This is a genomic window from Sodalis-like endosymbiont of Proechinophthirus fluctus (genome assembly GCF_001602625.1).
In the GTDB taxonomy this organism is placed as follows: domain Bacteria; phylum Pseudomonadota; class Gammaproteobacteria; order Enterobacterales; family Enterobacteriaceae.
The window spans coordinates 51,680-52,994 of record NZ_LECR01000010.1 but is presented as its reverse complement, the minus strand read 5'-3'; the positions used below and the strand labels follow the sequence as shown (position 1 = coordinate 52,994).

The window sequence follows — 1,315 nt, the reverse complement described above, 5'->3', positions numbered from 1 at the left end:
CTCCTCACAGGGCTATATTCAGATACTAGCTGTATTACACACTGGTGATATGCAGCGCCACGGCGGCGATTATCCTCACTTCCGGCACACTCAAACACGTACATGCCGATATTCACCGGCATCACGTTTATTTATCAATCGCTGGCCACGATGACAGGATATTGGAGCATGCCGCTACTGATGGCGCTGGTGTTTATATTTTCCTTCACCGCTATTGTTAGTAATTACGCCTATTTAGATAGCAGCCTGCGCTTTTTCGTGCCGCAATCGGTGAAACTGAAATAGCTGTTACGTCTGTTAACGCTTAGCATGGTGTTATTTGGTTGCGTGGAGGAGGCATCGGTGGTATGACGACGGCAGATCTGGCTATGGGCTTAATGACGATATTATCGCCCTTTTATTTGTCGCCGGTCGTGTTTATGCTGGCGAACAATTACAATACTAACACGCCATAGGTAAGCTGCCGACTTTTTGTGTGGTTAATTTTCCCACTATCGCGCCGCATATGGCACTGGATCTATGGGTACGTCCGGCGATGTTGCGCGATAAAAACAGCCGAGGTATCCACACAGAATCCCATTGATGACTAGAACGCCACGCCACGACCGTCGCCCATATTTTTTCGCTTTAACAAGAACCCACAATGGTAATGGTTATTTCTCCGGAAAAAACGCTGGATTATTAAAGTCCGCTAGCGACCCGTCGCTACACACAGCCGGAATTGCTGCCCAAGTCGGCAGCACTTATCGACGTGTGCCGACAAGCTGATACCATCACTTCTCGGCACATTGATGGGTATCAGTGATAAACTGACTGATCTGAATGCTGCCCGCTTCCAGGTTCTGGCAGCGGAAACCTTTAGCGAGGCGTAATTCTATTTTGCCCAGCGGCACCTGCAGATGCTGTCAGGGCTTGTACAGCATATTGTGTCCTCTGCATTTTATGCAGCCCTAGTCTTTGCAAGCGTTCAATGCTAGCGGTTATAGATTTGATGCCGCGGCGTCGAGCGAAAATGAGTGGGTATTTAAGCAACCGCAGCAGGCCGGTTAGCGCCACGAGGATAGCAGACGCCGGCGCTTTGATATTGCTAGCGGCTCGGAGCTGGCGAGAACCGAGCTGCTGGCAGGATACTATCGCGGCAATTCCAACTAAAACGCAGGTCGCTGAACGACGCCGGCACATGCGCAGCGACAGCAACGATAGCAGCGGATTTTAGCCGAGGATTGATTCTACAGATTCCTTAAACTTGGCCGAATGAGCAGTGCTGAGGAATAAACTAAACTCCTCGAACAGCATGTGGCTTGGAAATATAGCC

1 protein-coding gene and 1 pseudogene are annotated in these 1,315 nt (G+C 50.0%); both read left to right on the top strand.

The window, feature by feature from the left end; all coding sequences use genetic code 11:
• Positions 1-102 precede the first annotated feature (102 nt).
• Complete coding sequence (locus tag BG74_RS01380) at positions 103-285, top strand: alanine:cation symporter family protein (RefSeq protein WP_066596037.1); 183 nt, start codon at positions 103-105, stop codon at positions 283-285.
• Positions 286-643: 358 nt separating this feature from the next.
• Positions 644-951: pseudogene (yaaA, locus tag BG74_RS15745) on the top strand (peroxide stress protein YaaA); the annotation flags it as partial.
• Between the last annotated feature and the right edge of the window lie 364 nt (positions 952-1,315).

What these genes read in the sequence shown, in the direction of transcription:
- BG74_RS01380 (WP_066596037.1), top strand. Translation starts at nt 103, where the DNA reads ATGCCGATATTCACCGGCATCACGTTTATTTATCAATCGCTGGCCACG.